14 protein-coding genes and 1 rRNA gene are annotated in these 19239 nt (G+C 65.6%); 7 read left to right on the forward strand and 8 right to left on the reverse strand.

What is annotated here, in order from left to right:
- Positions 1-97 (forward strand): 5S ribosomal RNA (gene rrf, locus CH295_RS18590); the annotation flags it as partial.
- 398 nt (positions 98-495) lie between these two features.
- Here the strand turns inward: rrf and CH295_RS18595 are convergent.
- On the reverse strand, positions 496-2085 hold the full coding sequence (locus tag CH295_RS18595) for an adenylate/guanylate cyclase domain-containing protein (protein ID WP_094741819.1): 1590 nt from the start codon (positions 2083-2085) through the stop codon (positions 496-498).
- A 42-nt stretch (positions 2086-2127) separates the two neighbouring features.
- Between CH295_RS18595 and nucS the strand changes: the two genes are divergently transcribed.
- Both nucS and CH295_RS18605 read left to right on the forward strand, forming a co-directional pair.
- On the forward strand, positions 2128-2799 hold the full coding sequence (nucS, locus tag CH295_RS18600) for an endonuclease NucS (RefSeq protein WP_032394670.1): 672 nt from the start codon (positions 2128-2130) through the stop codon (positions 2797-2799).
- A 41-nt stretch (positions 2800-2840) separates the two neighbouring features.
- Complete coding sequence (locus CH295_RS18605; RefSeq protein WP_094741604.1) at positions 2841-3158, forward strand: Rv1322 family protein; 318 nt, start codon at positions 2841-2843, stop codon at positions 3156-3158.
- A 29-nt stretch (positions 3159-3187) separates the two neighbouring features.
- On the opposite strand, the gene CH295_RS18610 is transcribed toward CH295_RS18605, so the two are convergent.
- Together CH295_RS18610 and mce are read right to left on the reverse strand one after the other, a co-directional pair.
- Positions 3188-4138 carry a coiled-coil domain-containing protein gene (locus tag CH295_RS18610; RefSeq protein ID WP_037193363.1) on the reverse strand — a complete coding sequence of 317 codons (951 nt, stop codon included), beginning with the start codon at positions 4136-4138 and terminating at the stop codon, positions 3188-3190.
- Between the two features lie 59 nt (positions 4139-4197).
- Entirely contained in the window at positions 4198-4680 is a 483-nt protein-coding gene (gene mce / locus CH295_RS18615) for a methylmalonyl-CoA epimerase (RefSeq protein ID WP_373453564.1), read from the reverse strand.
- Between the two features lie 105 nt (positions 4681-4785).
- On the opposite strand from mce, the gene CH295_RS18620 reads away from it, so the two are divergent.
- The 3 genes from CH295_RS18620 (at position 4786) to CH295_RS18630 (ending at position 7407) form a co-directional block, all read left to right on the forward strand.
- A complete protein-coding gene (locus CH295_RS18620) occupies positions 4786-5976 on the forward strand; it encodes an acetyl-CoA C-acetyltransferase (RefSeq protein ID WP_037193362.1) in 1191 nt (396 codons plus the stop codon).
- A gap of 67 nt (positions 5977-6043) precedes the next feature.
- The gene (locus tag CH295_RS18625; RefSeq protein ID WP_170945994.1) at positions 6044-6415 is read left to right on the forward strand and encodes a DUF3817 domain-containing protein; all 372 of its coding nucleotides are present in this window, start codon (positions 6044-6046) and stop codon (positions 6413-6415) included.
- A gap of 104 nt (positions 6416-6519) precedes the next feature.
- A complete protein-coding gene (locus tag CH295_RS18630) occupies positions 6520-7407 on the forward strand; it encodes a tetratricopeptide repeat protein (RefSeq protein WP_094741820.1) in 888 nt (295 codons plus the stop codon).
- A gap of 9 nt (positions 7408-7416) precedes the next feature.
- Here the strand turns inward: CH295_RS18630 and CH295_RS18635 are convergent, their stop codons facing one another.
- The 3 genes from CH295_RS18635 to CH295_RS18645 are packed head-to-tail and all read right to left on the reverse strand — an operon-like array spanning position 7417 to position 13085.
- Complete coding sequence (locus tag CH295_RS18635) at positions 7417-8865, reverse strand: neutral zinc metallopeptidase (RefSeq protein ID WP_094635628.1); 1449 nt, start codon at positions 8863-8865, stop codon at positions 7417-7419.
- On the reverse strand, positions 8866-11067 hold the full coding sequence (gene glgB, locus CH295_RS18640; protein WP_094741821.1) for a 1,4-alpha-glucan branching protein GlgB: 2202 nt from the start codon (positions 11065-11067) through the stop codon (positions 8866-8868).
- A gap of 11 nt (positions 11068-11078) precedes the next feature.
- A complete protein-coding gene (locus tag CH295_RS18645) occupies positions 11079-13085 on the reverse strand; it encodes an alpha-1,4-glucan--maltose-1-phosphate maltosyltransferase (RefSeq protein WP_094635627.1) in 2007 nt (668 codons plus the stop codon).
- A 205-nt stretch (positions 13086-13290) separates the two neighbouring features.
- Here CH295_RS18645 and glgP point away from each other — a divergent pair, with 205 nt between their 5' ends.
- Entirely contained in the window at positions 13291-15819 is a 2529-nt protein-coding gene (gene glgP, locus CH295_RS18650; protein ID WP_094741605.1) for an alpha-glucan family phosphorylase, read from the forward strand.
- A gap of 7 nt (positions 15820-15826) precedes the next feature.
- Here the strand turns inward: glgP and CH295_RS18655 are convergent, their stop codons facing one another.
- Together CH295_RS18655 and CH295_RS18660 are read right to left on the reverse strand one after the other, a co-directional pair.
- The gene (locus tag CH295_RS18655; protein WP_094741606.1) at positions 15827-17875 is read right to left on the reverse strand and encodes an ATP-dependent DNA helicase; all 2049 of its coding nucleotides are present in this window, start codon (positions 17873-17875) and stop codon (positions 15827-15829) included.
- Between the two features lie 50 nt (positions 17876-17925).
- Positions 17926-19182: a nicotinate phosphoribosyltransferase gene (locus CH295_RS18660; RefSeq protein WP_252342119.1), complete on the reverse strand. Its 1257-nt coding sequence runs from the start codon at positions 19180-19182 to the stop codon at positions 17926-17928.
- Between the last annotated feature and the right edge of the window lie 57 nt (positions 19183-19239).

Below are 19239 nucleotides of genomic sequence, written 5' to 3' on the forward strand. Positions count from 1 at the left end.
GGAAACGCCCGGTCCCATTCCGAACCCGGAAGCTAAGCCCTCCAGCGCCGATGGTACTGCACTCGACAGGGTGTGGGAGAGTAGGACACCGCCGAACACAATTTGCCAGAACACCCTCAGACCACTGGTCTGGGGGTGTTCTGCATTTCGAAACCACCCACACACCCCACCAATGAATGCCGACACGCGCGCGCATCCGCTATCCGCGTGCACAATCGCACCCCGAACACTCACCATTCCCCGCGCACCCGACATACGCACGCGCATTCGCTCGTCGCCAGGCCGGACGTGACCGTCACACCGACGCACCCCCGGCGCTGCCCGGCACCGCGACTGCCGCCCCCACACCCCGACAAACGCGCGCGCGTTCGCCATCCGCGCGCACAATCGCACCCCGAACGCTGACCATTCTCCGCGCATCTCACAAACGCGCGCGCATTCGCGGGCCGATGCTGACGCTGAGTCCGCATCGATGGAGACGACCGTCGACAGGAATCAGGCGTGCACGGCGACAGGCTTGTCGGCGGCGACTTTCGCATCCTTCGGATTCGCGAGGACCGTCTCGGCGGAGCGTCCACGGAGGGTTACTGCATCACCGAATTCCCAAAGGTGCGCCTCGTCGTCCGCGGCACCGTCGACTGCCGTTTTGGAGGCCAGGATCGCTCCTGGAGCGTTCTTCGCCAGTTCGGACAGGCGGGCGGCCTCGTTCACCGGGTCTCCGATGACCGTGTACTCGAATCGGGACTTCGCACCGACGTTGCCGGCCACGGCGCGACCTGCTGCGACACCGACAGCGGCACTGCATTCGGGTACTTCGACCAACAGCCGTCGGGCGATTGCCCGAGCTGCGGCCAACGCTGAGCCGCAGTGGTCGGCAATTTCGTTCGGGGCACCGAAGATGGCCAGCGCCGCGTCGCCCTCGAATTTGTTGATGAAGCCGCCGTGTTCGTCCACCTCGTCGACGACTACTGCAAAGAATCGGTTGAGTAGGTCCACGACCTCGGTGGGGGGCCGGGATGCCGCCAGCTCCGTCGAACCTACGAGGTCGATGAAGAACACAGCTATGTCGCGTTCCTGGCCACCGAGTTCGCTGTCGGACTGCAACGCCTTCTCAGCAACTTCGTGTCCGACATGTCTGCCGAACAGGTCGCGGATCTTCTCCCGATCGCGCACTCCGTCGGCCATCCGGTTGAACCCACTCTGCAGTTCCCCGAGCTCGGTGCCGTCGTACACCGCGAGACGGACATTCATGTTGCCCTTCTCCACCTCTGCCATGCCGGCCCGCACGTTGTTGATGGGGGAGGTGGTCGCGAAGCCGCCGAGGACGGTCAATGCGAAACCGAAGACGATGGTGATTCCGCCCAGAGCGAGGATGGACACGGCGAGTTGGTTGGCACTCGTCTCGGGTCGGAGGAAGCGGAAAACCGCGATCATCATGAGTCCGGAGACCGGAACGCCGGTTCCCAACAACCACGACAAAATGGAGCGACCCATGACACCGGCGATACGGATTCGACGTGGGTCACCCGCCTCGAGTGCTCGGGCCGCGATGGGGCGAAGCGCGAACTCACTGAGCAGGTAGCTGAACGCGCAGACGACTGTGCCGCCCGCGGCGATCGTGAATGCAACTTTGGGTATCGCCTGAGGATCGATGATGCCGTCGATCGTGGTCAACAGAATCAACGCGCCGATCCAGAGCGCTATCTGCATGCGCGTCAGGCGCCACGGCATCGCGAGAGTCGCCACCTGCTCGGATCGTGTGGGTTGGCGATCCTCGATGCCCCACCGCAGGCTGCTCAGCGCGCTCGTGGTGCCCCAGACGACGCCGACCAGGAATGCGAGGAAGACGTACACCGGGACGACGATGAAGTTCACCCACCAATAGCGATCCATCTCCAGAACGTCCGGTCCGGGAACGACGACGCTGATCAGAACGCCCACGATGACTGCGCCGATCAGGTTCGACAGGACCAAGAAGACGGTCAGCAGCAGCTGAATTCGGATCCGTCGTCGACGTGGCGACTCGGAGGTGTCGCCGAGCAGTCGGGAACCAAGGGGAGCGGCAGATCGTCTCAGTTGCGGCATGGTCGTCACAGACTAACGGGGCACCTGCCTTAAGGTGGTCGAGTGCGTCTAGTTATTGCTCGTTGCCAAGTCGACTACGTCGGCCGCCTCACCGCACACCTCCCGTCGGCTCGGCGTCTACTCCTCGTCAAGTCCGACGGATCGGTCAGCGTGCACGCGGACGACAGGGCCTACAAGCCGCTCAACTGGATGTCTCCGCCCTGCTGGACGGTCGAGACCACCGAGGGCGAGACGATCAAGTGGGTCGTCACCAACAAGGCCGGCGAGGAACTTCGCATCACCATCGACGACGTGGAGCTCGACTCGAGTCACGAGCTCGGCATCGATCCCGGTTTGGTGAAAGACGGTGTGGAGGCACATCTTCAGGAGTTGTTGGCCGAGCACGTCAGCACCTTGGGTGACGGATACACGCTCGTCCGACGCGAATACATGACGGCTATCGGTCCGGTGGACCTACTGTGCCGCAACGCCGATGGCGGAACCGTGGCCGTCGAGATCAAGCGACGTGGTGAGATCGACGGCGTCGAACAGCTGACTCGGTATCTGGAGCTGCTCAATCGTGATCCGCTGCTGGCTCCGGTCAGCGGAGTGTTCGCTGCACAGGTCATCAAGCCTCAGGCGAAGACGTTGGCCACCGATCGCGGCATTCGTTGTCTCACACTCGACTACGACGTCCTGCGGGGAACCGACAGTACCGAGTTCCGACTTTTCTGACGACTGTCGGCACGAATCGGACTGTTCTCTACACTGGACGGGTGCCCCGTCGTAACCAACCCCGCCGACCGAATCGGAGCGGCCCGAGTGACCTCGGTCCGGCGACCGACTCCGTGTTGGGCGGCAACCGGGTCGAGGTCGGTCCGGACGGTGACACGTACACGACGCCGATGGTTCCGGGTGCCAAGGCCGTGAAGACCTACCGATGCCCCGGCTGTGATCACGAGGTGCGGCCGGGCGTCGCACACATCGTCGCGTGGCCGTCGGACGATTTCGGCGGTGCCGACAATCGCAGACACTGGCATACCGGATGTTGGTCCGGCCGAAACACGCGAGGCCTCACCCGCAGATGGTCGTAGCGGGGAGGCCAGGCGGGGGATCTGCTTAGTCAGGACGCCGAGTCGGCCGATTCCTTCTCGGCCTCGGCTTTCGCGGCTGCCTTCTCTTCTTCCTTCTTCAGGATGGCCGTCGGGTCGGGATTGTCGAGCAGTTCGCTCTCGCGATTGACCGAGGCGAGCATCGCCGGAACCGAATCGAGCTGGCCCCGAATTCCGAGCAGCTGTGCCAGTACGCGACTGCGGAGCACACGCAGCTCCTCGGCCAGTTCTTTGGAGTGCGCGATGCGACGCTCGGCCTGCTCACTCGCGGACTGAAGCCGTCGAGCAGATTCGGTGGTTGCTTCCTCGATGCGGCGAGCAGCATCGGCCTTGCTGGACGCTTCGAGTTCCTCGAGGGCGGTGAGCACCTTGGTGCGGCGCTCGGCCATCGTGATCTCGAAGTCTTCCTGGACCTTGGCTCGCTTGGCCTCGGATTCGGCAGCCAACTTGTCGCGCTCGGCCTGCGCGGCCTCGACCACTCGAGCTGCTTCGGTACGGGCCTGAGCCATGGTCTGCTGGTGTTCGGCTTCGAGTGCCGTTCGGCGCTCTTCGAGTTCGGCCACCAGTGACTCGTGCCGGCCGCGAAGCCGGGCACTCTCTTGCTGCGCAACGGAGATCATTTCCTCGGACTCCGAATGCGCCTTGGCACGTACTTCGGATGCCTCGTCCGAGGCCAGCCGCAGCATCCGTGAGATCCGATCGCTCATCCCCTCCGCTGTGGTGGGCGGAACCGACAGCCGATCGATGTCCTTGCGCAGTTCGTCGATCTCGTCACGGGCGTCGTCGAGTTGCTTGGCTAGATCACGAGCCTGGGCTGCGGCCGCATCACGGTCAGCGGTTGTCAGCCGGAGCTCGGCGTCGAACCGCTCGAAGTAATTGGTGACTTCGTCGCGATCGAACCCCTTCCGGACGATGGAAAAGGGAAGTTGCACCGTGGAAGTGCGCTCATGATCGATGGCCATGGCCGTCAATTTACCGGTGAGTCAAGTGGAGAGCCATACGGCTGATTCACAGAGTTGGATCAGTGCGCGTCGGGGTTCGGTTCGACAAGTTCGATGAGCACGCCACCGGCGTCCTTCGGATGGACGAAGTTGATCCGAGAATCGGCGGTGCCCCGGCGTGGGGCGTCGTACAGCAACCGAACGCCGCGAGCGCGCAGCTCGGTCGAGATCTCTTCGATGTCGGTGACGCGGTAGGCCAACTGCTGCAGTCCCGGGCCGTTGCGTCCGATGAACTTGGCGATGGTGGACGACTCGTCGATCGGCGCGAGCAACTGCAGTGCAGCGGACTTCTCGGTGGCTCCGGGGAAGGAGAGCATCGCCTCGCGAACGCCCTGCTCCTCGTTGATCTCCTCGTGCACCGCAACCATGCCGAGGTGGTCGGTGTACCAGGCGATAGCGGCGTCGAGATCAGGCACCGCGACACCCACGTGATCGATAGCCGTCACCAGATCGGAGCGCAGTGGAGCTCCCGTGTAAGACTGCGTGCTGGAGGTCATGGCCATGACGTTAGCGCCAGCTACGTTTCGGTGCTCCGCCCGGCCGGTATCGGCAGGGGGCGTCGGAGCGTTGATCTCGACAAGGCCGTCTTCATACTTTCGGAGGAAATCGTGACCACAACAGTCATCGTCGCCGGCGCTCGCACGCCCGTGGGACGTTTTTCGGGTGCCCTGAAGGACTTCTCGGGATCGGACCTCGGCGGAATCGCCATCAAGGGTGCACTCGACAAGGCCGGTGTCGCGCCGGATCAGGTCGACTACGTCATCATGGGCCAGGTTCTCACCGCTGGTGCCGGCCAGATTCCGGCCCGTCAGGCTGCGGTTGCTGCGGGTATCCCGATGACCGTGCCTGCGCTGACGATCAACAAGGTGTGCCTGTCCGGCGTCGACGCCATCGCACTGGCCGACCAGCTGATCCGCGCCGGTGAATTCGAGATCGTCGTCGCAGGCGGTCAGGAGTCGATGACCCAGGCACCGCACATGCTCGAGAAGTCGCGGGCCGGATTCAAGTACGGCGATGTCACCATGCGTGATCACCTCGCCTACGACGGGCTGTACGACATCTTCACCGATCAGGCCATGGGTGCACTGACCGAGCAGCGCAACCAGAGCACCGAGGTCATCACTCGCGAGGAGCAGGACACCTTCGCCGCCGCGTCGCATCAGAAAGCTGCTGCGGCCTGGAAGAACGGCGTCTTCGACAACGAGGTGGTCCCGGTGTCGATTCCGCAGCGCAAGGGTGAGCCGATCCAGTTCACCGCAGACGAAGGCATTCGCGCCGACACCACCGTCGACTCCCTCGGCAAGCTCCGCCCCGCCTTCGACAAGGCAGGCACCGTCACCGCCGGCTCGGCGTCGCAGATTTCCGACGGTGCCGCCGCCGTCGTGGTGATGAGCAAGGAGAAGGCCGAATCGCTCGGACTGACCTGGCTCGCCGAGATCGGCGCGCACGGAGTGGTGGCCGGTCCGGACTCCACACTGCAGTCGCAGCCTGCTCGCGCGATCGCCAAGGCGTGCGAGAAGGAAGGCATCGACCCGAAGGACCTCGACGTCGTCGAGATCAACGAGGCTTTCGCAGCGGTCGGAATCGCGTCGACCCGCGAACTCGGCATCGACTCCGAGATCGTCAACGTCAACGGCGGAGCGATCTCCATCGGACATCCCCTCGGCATGTCCGGCGCTCGCATCGCCTTGCATCTGGCTCTCGAGCTGCAGCGACGCGGCGGCGGAGTGGGCGCGGCCGCACTGTGCGGCGGCGGTGGACAGGGCGACGCCCTCATCGTTCGAGTACCCAAGAAATAGCGCGTCGGTGGCTCTGGTCGTTGGTGAGACCAGAGCCACTACGTTCTGTCGTAGCAAAACGGGCACAATAGCGGGCATGACCAACTTCTTCGACCTGAGCAGCACGGCCAAACGTTTCCGTTTCATCGCTGTGCTCGAAGCGTTCACCTGGCTGGGCCTGCTGATCGGGATGGCGTTCAAGTACATCCCCGCCGACGGCAACGAGATCGGCGTGAAGATCTTCGGACCGATCCACGGTGGCGTGTTCGTGGTGTATCTGGCCGTTGCCGTATTGACGGCAGTGAAGCTCAAGTGGGACGTCAAGGCAACCTTGCTGGCGCTCGTTGCAGCGTTTCCCCCGTTCGGCACCGTCGTCTTCGAGATCTGGGCCGCGCGTACCGGCCGTCTCGCCGAGCTGAGCACCGGCCGGCCCGCCGCCGACGCGAAGGTTCTGTCCTGACCGCCCGCCAGTGGATGACGCATCGTGTTAGTGACAAACTGTAGGGCGTGACTCGACCCGGTTCCCGTCCTCCCGCCCGCCCGTCAGCCGTCGTTCCCGCATCCATTGCCGGTGCCGTCGACCTGTCCGTTCTCAAGGACCGTCCGGCACCTGCACCTGCGGCCGAATCCGGGGGCGACGCGGGAGGTCTGGCACCGATCGTCGACGTGACTGCGGCTACGTTCGAGGCCGAGGTTCTGCAGCGGTCGACGCAGGTACCGGTGATCGTCGACCTGGGTTCGGCGCGTTCGCCGCAGTCCCAGGCGTTGACGCGTCAGCTCGGACAGCTGGCCGTGGAGGCCGCGGGTACATGGGTGCTCGCGCGGGTCGACGTGGACTCCAATCCGCAGATCGCGCAGGCGTTCGGTGTGAAAGCCATTCCGACGGTGGTTGCCGTTGCAGCCGGCCAGCCCCTCGCCGACTTCGAGGGAACGCAGTCGGACGAGCAGCTGCGTCAGTGGCTACAAGCGGTCGAGCAGGCGACTGCGGGAAAGCTCACCGGGCCTCCCGGGGCGGCCGCTGCCGAACCGGAACCCGAGATCGAGGATCCGCGGATCGTCGCAGCCGAAGAAGCCATCGACGACGGCGATTTCGACAAGGCAGAAGCTGCCTATCAGGCCATCATCGACGCCGAACCGAAGAACACCGAGGCCGTCGCGGCGCTGCGTCAGGTCAAGTTCCTGGCTCGGGTGCAGAACCTGGCACCGGACGCGATTGCAATCGCCGACGCCGACGCCGGAAACGTGCAGGCTCGGATCGATGCAGCGGACGCCGAGATGGCCGGTCAGCAACCGGAACAGGCCTTCGCTCGTCTGATCGACGGGATCAGGATCAGCGCAGGCGACGACCGCACTGCGCTGCGCACCCGTCTGCTCGAGCTGTTCGAGTTGTTCGACTCGGCCGATCCTCTTGTGGTCTCCGCGCGGCGCAAACTCGCGTCCGCCCTGTACTGACAGCGGTACTCAGCTGTAGCGCGCGTCGCACCGATCCTTGCCGCCGAGAACTCCCGAACGGAACGCATCGACTCGGGAGAAGCCGGACGGCAGCGTCGTACCGTTGACGTCGCTGGCGGCGAGGCCGTCGTTGAGCAGTCCGGACACGGCTTCGTCGAGATCGCCGGGGGAGAGCCAGACTTCGAGGTCCGTCGTTCCGCTCTCGACGCTCATCGCCGAGGTGATCACTCCGGACAGGCAGGCCGAGCGTAGGGCGGCCTGCGGATCGTCGAGCGTCTGGCCTGCTTCCTTCTGCACCGCGAGCGTGTAGCGCGAGGCGAACAGTACGTAGGCGCTGTAGTCGCCGGAAACGTTGAGCGGCAAGATGTCTCCGCGTCGGGGAGTCTCGGGCATTCCCTGCTCGGCGAGGCCCTCGACGTCGACACCGATGGTGTTGGTCGCCGGGCAGTACGACACCGGTGCGGTGGCCTCTGCGTCGGAGCATCCGGTGGCCGAACCGGAGTAGTCGACGGTCGGCGGATCGGCGACGGGCAACACCTTCTCGAAGGATCGGGTGAAGGCACCGAGGGAATCCTCGGTCACCGGTAGCTCACCGGAGTCGTCGGGGTCGCTGAACTTCTGCGGCAACGATGCTCGACGCGAATCGATTTCGGCCTCATCGATGCCGGTGCAGGCCGCCGCGCCGTCGGTGAAGCCGATCTGAACGGCGGTGACGCGCTCGAATGCCGAGCCGTGCACCGATTCGGGATCGTTGGGATCGACGTCGCGCACGGCGACCGTCGCGGCGAGTACGCCGTTGAGTCCGTCCGAGGTGTTGATCGTGAAGTGCGGCGCATCGTCTTCGGCGACGTGGCGGATGAACGCACCGGCGAAACAGTCGGCCTGTTGCTCGGCCACGATGGTCGGGGTGTCGTCGCCGACGAGCCCCGACTGATGCTGAATGGCGTGGCCGTATTCGTGGGCGATCACCATCACGACCGACATCGGTCCGAACGCGTCGACCAGAGCCGGGAGCAGAATGGTCCGATCCCACCCGATCGAATCGTCACGGGTGCAGTAGGCGGCGTTGGGGATACCGCCGGTTCGGTCTCCGCAGAATCTGATACCCGATCCCTCGTCCTCGGACGCGTCCCACGAGACGACATTCGAGACCGGGGTGAACGACCCCTTGAACAAGCTGGAGTACTGCTCGGCCCAGAACTGTTGGATGTCGTCGATCGCGTTGGTGGCGAGAATGTCCGAATCGGTGCCCTCGGCGTTCTCCACCTCGATCGTCGAATCGGGGACTCCCGGACGCGGCCCGCTCGGTCCGCTCGTGACCGGGAGTCCTGCGACGGTGAACGGGTTCTCGTAGATCGATACCGCGTTCCCGCCGACGGTCTGCGCGCACGAGGTCAGCAGGAGCAACCCTGCAGTGGCGGCCGCGGCCAGTAGTCGGGGTGTGCGGCCGCCACTCATCTATCGCTCCAGTTTTATCCAGATCGCCCCGTTGGCGGGTAGTGCGACCTGGCCTGACGCCGGTCGACCGTGCCACGAGTGCGATGTTGCCGTCACTTCACCGAGGTTGCCCACGCCGGAGCCCCCGTACTCCGTTGCGTCGGTGTTGAGGATCTCTGTCCAACGGCCGGGTTCCGGTAGTCCCACACGATAGCTGCCGTGCTCGTTTCCGGAGAAGTTGAAAATACACGCGATGACCGAACCGTCGGATCCGTACCGCAGAAAGCTCAGCACGTTGTTCTCGGTGTCGTTGGCGTCGATCCACGAGTATCCACTCGGCGACGTGTCGAGCGTCCACAGTGCGGGGTGGGACTTGTACGTCGAGTTGAGATCGGACACAAGGGTTTTGACGCCGTTGTGCAGAGGTTCCTCGTCGATCTGGTACCAGTCGAGGCCACGCTCCTCGGACCACTCACGGGTCTGCCCGAACTCCTGTCCCATGAACAGCAGTTGCTTACCGGGGTGCGCCCACATGTAGGCGAGCATGCCGCGCAGGCCGGCCGCCTTGGCGTAATCGTCGCCCGGCATCCGCGTCCACAACGTGCCCTTGCCGTGCACCACCTCGTCGTGGCTGATGGGGAGAAGGTAGTTCTCACTCCACGCATAGACCAGAGAAAAGGTGATCTCGTGGTGGTGGTAACTGCGATGAATGGGATCACGCCCGAGGAAGCCGAGGGTGTCGTGCATCCAGCCCATGTTCCACTTCATGTTGAACCCGAGTCCGCCGACGTTCGTCGGGCGGGTGACGCCGGGCCATGCCGTCGACTCCTCGGCCACGGTGACGACGCCGCGGTGCTTCTTGTGCACCGTTGCGTTCATCTCCTGCAGGAAGGTCACGGCCTCGAGGTTCTCGCGGCCACCGTAGATGTTCGGCGACCAGCCGCCCTCGGGGCGAGAGTAATCCAGGTACAGCATCGACGCGACGGCATCGACGCGCAGTCCGTCGATGTGGAACTCGTCGATCCAGTACAGCGCGTTCGCGACCAGGAAGTTGCGCACTTCACGGCGCCCGAAGTCGAACACCAAAGTGCCCCAGTCGAGTTGCTCGCCGCGCTGCGGGTCGCCGTGCTCGTACAGTGGGCCGCCGTCGAACCGGGCCAGGGCCCATTCGTCCTTGGGGAAGTGCGCGGGAACCCAATCGACGATGACGCCGATTCCGGCACCGTGGAGGTGGTCGACGAAGTAACGGAAATCGTCGGGGCTGCCGAAGCGCGATGTCGGTGCGTAGTACGACGTCACCTGGTAACCCCAGGACCCGCCGAACGGGTGCTCGGCGACCGGGAGCAGCTCCACGTGGGTGAATCCGGTTTCGGTGATGTATTCGGCCAACTGCTCGGCGAGCTCGCGGTACCCCAGACCCGGTCGCCAGGACGCCAGGTGGATCTCGTACACACTCATCGGTGCCTGCGTCGGCTCGATGCCGGCCCGGGTGTCGAGCCAGGACTCGTCGTTCCAGTTGTACGAGGACGCGGTGACGACCGAGGCCGTCGACGGTGGGATCTCGGTGGCGAAGGCCATCGGGTCGGCCTTGTCCTTGACCGAACCGTCGGCACCGTGGACGCGGAACTTGTACAGCGCTCCCGGCGCGATGTCGGGAACGAAGAGCTCCCACACACCGGTCGAGCCCAGTACGCGCATCGGCCAGCTGCGGCCGGTCCAGCCGTCGAAGTCGCCGACGAGGGTGACGCCCTGCGCTGCGGGGGCCCAGACCGCGAACGAGGTGCCGGTCACGGCACCGTCCGGAGTCGCATACGACTGTTGGTGCGCGCCGAGAATGTCCCACAGACGCTCGTGCCTGCCCTCGCCGAACAGGTGCAGATCGAGTTCGCCGAGAGTGGGCAGGAAGCGGTATCCGTCGGCGGATTCGGAGACGTGTCCGCCGGGCCACGTCACCACGAGGCGGTAGTCGATCAGGTCCTCGAACGGGAGCAGCGCCGAGAAGACTCCGTGCGCGACGTGGGTCAACTCGTGGTCGACGCCACCGACGCGGGCGACGACCTTCTCGGCGTCGGGCTTGAGGGCGCGGATCGCCGTTCCGCCCGGCACAGGGTGGGCACCGAGGACGGAATGCGGGTTGTAGTGCCGCCCGGCAGCGATGAGGTCGAGATCGTTGTCGGACGGGGCTGCGACGGTGTCTTCGGGTGTTCTCGGATTCTCGGTCACGTTGAATCCACTCACTTTCGGTTGCCGCGGTAGGCCAGTTCGATACGAGCCGGGTATGGGATGTGGGGGAGCGTGAAGATGTGCGCCACCGACGTCCAGGGCTCGAGCCTGACGAAATTGGTGTGGCCCCAGTCGTAGTGGACGCCGCTCACTTCGTCCTTGATCGTGAGGGTGTCCTGCCAGTCGTGGCCGAGGGCAGGCATGTCCAGGTGGATGGTGCCTTCTTCGGCACCGAAGGGATTGAGGTTGATCACCACCAGGATCGAGTCACCGGTCTGCGGGTCGAACTTGGAATAGCCGATCAGCGCCTCGTTGTCGATGGTGTGGAAGTGGATGTTGCGGAGCTGCTGCAGCGCCGGATGCGCACGCCGAATCGCGTTCAGCGTGGTGATCCAGGGCTCGAGTGACTCGCCGCGGGCCAGCGCACCCTCGAAATCGCGTGGGCGCAACTGGTACTTCTCCGAGTCCAGGTATTCCTCGCTGCCCTCTCGCACCGCCTGGTGCTCGAACAGCTCGTAGCCCGAGTAGACGCCCCAGGTGGGTGCCATCGTCGCCGCGAGAGCTGCTCGGAGAGCGAACATTCCGGGTCCGCCGTGTTGCAGGCTCTCGTGCAGGATGTCCGGGGTGTTGACGAACAGGTTCGGCCGCGCGTCGTCGGCGCGTCGAGCATGCTCCTCGGCGAACTCGGTCAGCTCCCACTTGGCGGTACGCCAAGTGAAGTACGTGTACGACTGCGTGAAGCCGCGCTGCGCGAGCCCGTACATGCGCACCGGTCGAGTGAACGCCTCGGCGAGGAACAGCACGTCCGGGTCGGTCTTCTTGACCTCGGCGATGAGCCATTCCCAGAAGTCCGGCGGCTTGGTGTGTGGGTTGTCGACTCGGAAGACCTTGACCCCGAGAGAGATCCAGTATCGGACCACGCGCAGCACTTCTTCGTAGATGCCACGTCGGTCGTTGTCGAAGTTGACCGGGTAGATGTCCTGGTACTTCTTCGGCGGATTCTCGGCATAGGCGATCGTGCCGTCCGGTAGCACCGTGAACCACTCGGAATGTGTTGCAGCCCAGGGATGGTCGGGAGCAGCCTGAAGGGCGAGATCGAGGGCCACTTCCAGGTGGTGCTCCTGTGCGGCGGCGACGAACGCGCGAAAATCGTCCTCGGTGCCCAGTTCCGGATGGATGGCGTCGTGCCCGCCGTCCTCGGAGCCGATGGCCCACGGCGATCCGACGTCCTCGGGACCGGGGGTCAACGTGTTGTTCGGGCCCTTGCGGTTGATGGTGCCGATGGGGTGGATCGGCGGCAGGTAGACGATGTCGAATCCCATCCGCTCGATGCGGGGCAACTGCTCGATCGACGTCGCGAACGTGCCGTGTCGAGGAGAGCCGTCCTCGTTCCATCCGCCGGTGGACCGAGGGAAGAACTCGTACCACGCACCGTTGAGGGCGAGATTGCGATCGACCCACACGTTGACCGCGCGAGAACGAGTCACCAGTTCGCGCAGCGGGTGAGCGAACAGCAACTCGGCGACCGACGACGCGAACGCGGAGGAGACCCGGGCAGGCAGCGGGCGATCGGTGTCGCGCAACGCGGCCGCGACATCGGCCAGCATCTGCCTGCTCTCGGCAGGAACGCCGGTGGCAGCCCGCAGGAAGAGCCGCGCCCCGATCTCGAGATCGTTCGCGAGCTCGTGAGCACTCTGGCCCACTCCGAGCTTGGCTTCGACGGCATGGCGCCAGGTGCTGATCGGATCGCTCCACGCTTCGATGCGGCAGATCCAGTAACCCGGCCGAGAGGGGACGAACACCGCGTCGAACGTGTCGGGTTCGCGGCCCGGTGTCATCGGGATGCGTTCGAGTTTGCCTCCCGGTCCGCGCACCGACAGTGTCGCGGCCACCGCGTCGTGACCCTCGCGCCAGACGTCGGCGGAGACTGGAAACGTCTCGCCCACCACCGCTTTCGCGGGGTACTTCCCGGTCGTCGTATCTGGAAGGACATTGTCGATACCAAGTCGACCTGTCACTTCACACTCCATTCTTCGCTAGAGGTATGGCTGCGCGGGCGCAACCTCTGATCGAACCGATATTGGTGTGCTTCTATTCGTCAACCGTAATGCAGCAATGCAGATGGCGCGTGCGCCGACGCATACTGCCCGTGACGGGCACCGCGGAGCAGATTTCGTGCAAGCCGCCCATCGACACAGGTGTCCGTGGGTAGGGTTCGACCCTGTGAAAGCTTTGCGCCGATTCACCGTCCGAGCCCACCTTCCCGCCCGCTTGAATGCCCTCGCCGAGCTCTCGACAAACCTCAGGTGGTCGTGGCACTCGTCGACGCAGGATCTGTTCGAGCACATCGATCCACTGTTGTGGACCGAACTCGAGCGCGATCCGGTGGCCGTACTGGGAGCCGTCGCACCGGCGCGGCTCGAGGAACTCGCGGCCGACGAGCGCTTTCTGGCCGAGCTGGACGCCGCCGAGGCGGATCTGCACGACTACCTCGCCCGTCCGCTCTGGTACCAGAACGAACTGGCCGAGGGACGTGCTCTGCCGTCGGGCATCGGGTATTTCTCGATGGAGTTCGGCGTCACCGAGGTGCTGCCCAACTACTCCGGCGGCCTCGGGATTCTGGCCGGCGACCACCTCAAGGCTGCCTCCGACCTGGGACTGCCGTTGATCGGTGTCGGGTTGCTCTACCGCTCGGGCTACTTTCGCCAGTCGCTGACGGCCGACGGCTGGCAGGCCGAACGCTATCCGTCACTCGACCCGCACGGTCTGCCGCTGCGATTGCTCACCGACGACGGCGACTCACCGGTGCTCATCCACGTGTCCATGCCCGGATCTCGGGTTCTGCGGGCACGGGTGTGGATCGCCCAGGTGGGACGCGTCCCGCTGCTGCTGCTCGATTCCGACATCGCCGACAACGACCCGGAGCTGCGTGGGGTCACCGACCGGTTGTACGGCGGCGACCAGGACCACCGCATCAAGCAGGAGATACTCGCCGGTATCGGCGGCGTTCGAGCGATCCGGGCCTACACCCGTGCGCACGGACTGCCCGATCCCGAGGTGTTCCACATGAACGAGGGTCATGCCGGCTTCCTGGGCGTAGAACGTATCCGCGAACTCGTCACCTCGGGAACCCTGGACTTCGACGCGGCGCTGGCCGCGGTGCGGGCCGGCACCGTCTTCACCACCCACACCCCTGTCCCCGCCGGCATCGACCGGTTTCCGGCCGATCTGGTGCGGCATTACTTCGGTAGTGCGGACGGCGGCGCGGACTCGGCGCTGCTGCCGGGTCTGCCGATGGATCGAATCCTCGCCCTCGGCGGCGAGAGCGACGCGTCGGTGTTCAACATGGCGCACATGGGGTTGCGTCTGGGACAACGCGCCAACGGTGTGTCGAAGCTGCACGGCATCGTCAGCCGCGAGATGTTCAACGACCTGTGGCGGGGATTCGACGCATCCGAGGTGCCTATCGGATCGGTCACCAACGGCGTCCACGCTCCGACGTGGTCTGCTCGGGAATGGGCAGAGGGGGAGCCGGGGCCGCTGTCCTCGGATCAGGTGTGGTCCACACGCAACGCCCTGCGCGCGCAACTGGTCGACGAGGTACGGCGCAGGGTGCGGCGCTCGGCTCTCGAACGCGGCTCGACCGAGGCCGAGATCAGTTGGACAGCAAATGTTTTCGATCCCAACGTACTCACCGTCGGCTTTGCGCGACGGGTACCGACGTACAAGCGTCTGACCCTGATGCTCCGCGAACCCGAGCGGCTGCGCGCCATGTTGCTGGACCCGGTTCGTCCGGTCCAGCTGGTGGTCGCGGGCAAGTCGCACCCCGCCGACGACGGTGGAAAGGCGCTCATCCAGCAGATCGTCAGGTTCGCCGATCAGGCCGACGTACGGCACCGCATCGTGTTCCTGCCCGACTACGACATGTCCATGGCGCGATTCCTGTACTGGGGATGCGATGTGTGGCTGAACAATCCGTTGCGACCGCTCGAAGCGTGCGGCACCTCGGGCATGAAGTCCGCGCTCAACGGCGGCCTGAACCTGTCGATTCGCGACGGGTGGTGGGACGAGATGTACGACGGCGAGAACGGCTGGGCCATTCCCACCGCGGACGGCGTCACCGACGACAACCGCCGCGACGATCTCGAAGCCGCTGCACTCTACGAACTACTCGAACAGGCAGTGCTACCCAAGTTCTACGACCGCGGGGACGACGGTGTGCCGAGCCGCTGGATCGAAATGGTGCGGCACACGCTCGAGCAGTTGGGCCCGAAAGTGTTGGCGTCGAGAATGGTTCAGGACTACACACTGGGCTACTACGCGCCCGCAGCGGAATCCGCCCGCGCGGCATCGGCCGATGATCACCGCGGTGCCACGGATGTCGCGTCGTACCGCCGCCGCGTCGAACAGGCCTGGGGCGCAGTGAAAGTCACCCGCGTCGACAGCGAGGGTCTGCCGGACACTCCGGTGATCGGTGCTGAGCTCTCGCTGCGCGCCAACGTCGATCTCGGCGGCTTGGACGCGTCGGACGTGGTGGTGCAGGCGGTCGTGGGACGCGTCGACGAGGACGAGAACCTCACCGACATTCGCACGACAGCCATGACGCACGTGGGAACGGGCGGCGGCGAGCACGTGTATGCGGGCGAGACGCGGCTGCCGCACAGCGGCACGGTGGGATACACGGTGCGGGTGCTACCTCATCACCACGGTCTGGCCTCGGATGCCGAGCTGGGTCTGGTGGCGACGCCCTAGGGAGCAGCTACTTTCCGGCGAGACGGGTGAGGGCCTTGCGGACCACCTCCGGGTCCGAGGTCTCCCAGAACGGCGGCAGCGAGGCACGTAGGTAGTCGCCGTAGCGGGCGGTCGCCAGGCGCGAATCGAGAACGGCGACAACACCTTTGTCGTCGACGCTACGAAGCAGTCGGCCGACGCCCTGCGCCAGCAGCAGGGCCGCGTGGTTGGCGGCGACCGCGAGAAAGCCGTTGCCGCCACGTGATTCGACGGCCTGCTGCCTGGCCACCAGCAGCGGATCGTCGGGCCGCGGGAACGGAATGCGGTCCAGGATCACCAGACTCAACGACGGGCCGGGGACGTCGACGCCCTGCCACAGAGACAGCGTCCCGAACAGGGAGGTGGCCTCGTCGTCGGCGAACTTCTGCACCAGTGCGCCGGTGGAATCGTCGCCCTGGCACAGGATCGGCGTATCGAGGCGCTCCCGCATCTCCTCGGCGGCGGCCTTGGCGGCGCGCATGGACGAGAAGAGTCCGAGCGTTCGGCCGCCTGCGGCGCTGACCAGCGACTCGATCTCGTCGAGGGAGGACTTCGAGAGGCCGTCACGTCCGGGTGGCGACAGATGCTTGGCGATGTACATGATGCCGGCCCTGGCGTGGTCGAACGGCGACCCGACGTCGAGCGAATTCCACCTGATCGACCCGGTGTCGGACGGTGGTTCCACGCCCGATGCCATCGCGGTGTCACTGCGCGACGGCTTCTCTGCGGGAAGCCCCCAGTTGACGGCCAACCCGTCGAACGATCCGCCGACGGTCAAGGTCGCGGAGGTGAGCACCACGGTGGACTCGGCGAACAGGCGCGCTCGGAGCAGCCCGCCCACCGACAGCGGGGCGATGCGGACGGTGCGTTTGACGTTGCCGCGGAAATCGTCGACGGCATGCCAGACCACGTCCTTGCGTTTGGCCGGGTCGGGTTCGTCGAACGCCGTGAGGACGCGTACGGCACTGTCGTGCACCTCGTCGACCGCGACGAGTGCGGCGCTGCGAGCCGCGGCAGCCTCGGGATCGCTGGCCGCCATGCCCTGCTTGTTGGGGCCGATCGCGGTGCGGACCGCCCAGGCGGCGTCGCGAATGGAGGCGAGCGCGGGGCCGACGCCGTCGGGCAGAGACTGCCAGCGGCTCGGGGGTAGCTCGTCCAGAATCGCGGCCCAGTTCTCGGCGGCTCCTTCGAGCTGATCGACCGTCTCTTCTTCGATCAACTTCGCGCTACGGCGCGCCGCGGCGGTGACGGTCGCGGCAGACAGCTCCTCGGTGGCAACGCCGGTCACTCGGTCGACCAATTCGTGGGCCTCGTCGACGACCACGACATCGTGCTCGGGCAGGATCTGAATTCCGGTGATCGCGTCGATCGCGAGCAGGGCGTGATTGGTCACCACGACGTCGACCTGGGCAGCCTCGGTGCGCGCGCGCTCGGCGAAGCAGTCCTCGCCGACGGGGCAGCGGGACTTGCCCAGGCATTCGCGGGCAGTGACGCTGACCTGACGCCAGGCCTGATCGCTGACCCCGGGCACGACGTCGTCGCGGTCGCCGGTCTCGGTCTCGGACGACCACTTCGTCAGCCGTACCACCTCGCGTCCCATCCGCGAGACGGCGAACGGGTCGAACAGTTCCGCATCCGGTGCCTCTTGCGCAGCCCCGGTGTGGATCTTGTTCATGCACAGATAGTTGTTGCGGCCCTTGAGGATTGCGAACTTCGGGCGGCGGCCGACGGCCTCGGTCAAGGCGTCGGACAGGCGCGGTAGATCGCGGTCGACCAGCTGCCGCTGCAGCGCGATGGTGGCCGTGGAGACGATGACGGTCTTGCCGGATTCCACGGCGTGCCGAATGCTGGGAACGAGGTACGCGAGGGACTTGCCGGTTCCGGTGCCTGCCTGCACCGCGAGATGCTCCCCGGTATCGATCGAGTGCGCCACCGCCGAGGCCATCGTCAGCTGATTGCTGCGTTCCTTGCCGCCGAGGGAGTGCACCGCGACCTGCAGGAGAGCGGGAACGGGTGGCAACTCGGTCTTCGACGGCACCGAAGCAGACTACTGCCGATCGCCCACCCGGTTCGGTACCGACACCGCTGTCACCCCTCGACGAAGCGAGTGGGTATGGCCGGTTCGCCCTGGGACAGCTTCAAGCCCTCCCACGGGAGGCTGACCAGGCGTCGGGCCAGCAGGTCACGGCCGTCGGCGAGTGTCGGTAGGTCGGCGACTCGTTCTCCTCCGCGGACCAACGGCGTGGTCAACGTCTCCACCGTCAGATCGCTCTCGACGGTCGGGGGAGCGTCGAACGGGTGCACGATCTCCTCGACTGCGGTGCCGGTGCGGCGCGCGGTACGCAGTGCCGCCTTGGTGCCACCGCGCGACTCCTTGTGGCTGCTGCGCTTGGCGACGGGAATGCCGTCGACGGTGACCAGCTTGTAGACCATGCCCGCCGTCGGTGCACCGGAACCGGTGACGAGCGAGGTGCCGACGCCGTAGGAGTCGACCGGCTCGGCGCGCAATGCGGCGATGGCGTATTCGTCGAGGTCACCCGAAACGACGATTTTGGTCTTCGGCGCACCGAGGGCATCCAATTGGTCGCGTACCTGCCGCGCGAGTACACCGAGGTCGCCCGAGTCGATGCGCACACCGCCGAGTTCGGGGCCGGCCACCTCGATGGCGTTGGCGACGCCCTGGGTGATGTCGTAGGTGTCGACGAGCAGGGTGGTGCCCACACCGAGCGCACGCACCTGAGCCGCGAATGCGGACCGTTCGTCCGGGCCGTCGGCGGTGGTGTGCAGCAGCGTGAAGGCGTGCGCCGACGTACCCGCGCCTGGGACGCCGTGGCGTCGGACGGCTTCGAGGTTGGACGTCGCGGTGAACCCGGCGAGGTATGCCGCGCGCGAGGCGGCGACAGCTGCTTCCTCGTGGGTGCGCCGCGATCCCATCTCGATGATCGGTCGAGATTTGGCCGAGGTGACCATCCGGGCTGCAGCGGACGCGATGGCGCTGTCGTGGTTGAGGATCGAGAGCACCACGGTCTCGAGAACGACGCACTCGGCGAACGTGCCGCGGACCGTCAGAACGGGGGAGCCGGGGAAGTACAGCTCGCCCTCGCGATAACCGTCGATGTCGCCGGTGAAGCGGTAGTTGCGCAGCCACTCGACGGTATCTGCGTCGAGAAATTCGGCCACGATGCGTAGCTCGTCCGGGCCGAACCGAAAGCGCGCGATGGCGTCGAGTATCCGGCCGGTGCCCGCGAGAACCCCGTACCGGCGGCCTGCGGGCAACCTGCGCGCGAAGACCTCGAAGCTGCAGACACGATCTGCGTTGCCGCTGGCCAGAGCGGCCGACAGCATCGTGTACTCGTACTGATCGGTCAGCAGCGCGGTACTGACGTCGTCGGTGAAAATCGC

The organism is Rhodococcus sp. 14-2483-1-2 (assembly GCF_002259405.1).
Taxonomy (GTDB): Bacteria; Actinomycetota; Actinomycetes; order Mycobacteriales; family Mycobacteriaceae; genus Rhodococcoides.